Genomic DNA, 343 nt, shown 5'->3' with positions numbered 1-343 from the left:
AAACCGAGATAATGGATAGCTTCCAGTAATGAAGATTTACCGCTTCCATTTACGCCGTAGATAACGTTTAACCCAGCAGCCGGAACAAGCGAAACATTCTGCAAATTCCTAAACTGCTGGATTTGGAGACGCTCCAGCTTCATTTTAATTGTAAGCCTGTTAAGGCCAAAAAGATGGGCAGGGTTATAACCTCATCGGCATAATGACATAAAGCGCAGAGTCATCTGCCGCATCTTCGATTAGCGCGCTGCTGTTTGAATCGGACATGCTAATGCATACATTCTCTGAACCCAGCGCATTCAACACATCGATTAGATAAGCAACATTAAAACCAATTTCCAGG

At 43.4% G+C, this 343-nt stretch carries 1 protein-coding gene and 1 pseudogene; both read right to left on the bottom strand.

The window, feature by feature from the left end; all coding sequences use genetic code 11:
* Positions 1-143: AAA family ATPase (locus J0A66_RS22260; RefSeq protein ID WP_206576011.1), on the bottom strand; the 143-nt coding region annotated here is incomplete at its 3' end.
* Positions 144-183: 40 nt separating this feature from the next.
* Positions 184-343 (bottom strand): annotated as a pseudogene (locus J0A66_RS22255) (DNA polymerase III subunit beta); the annotation flags it as partial.

This window comes from Bowmanella dokdonensis, assembly GCF_017254865.1.
GTDB lineage: Bacteria > Pseudomonadota > Gammaproteobacteria > Enterobacterales > Alteromonadaceae > Bowmanella > Bowmanella dokdonensis.
Note: the sequence above shows the minus strand (reverse complement) of the source record. Positions and strands in the feature narration are given on the sequence as shown.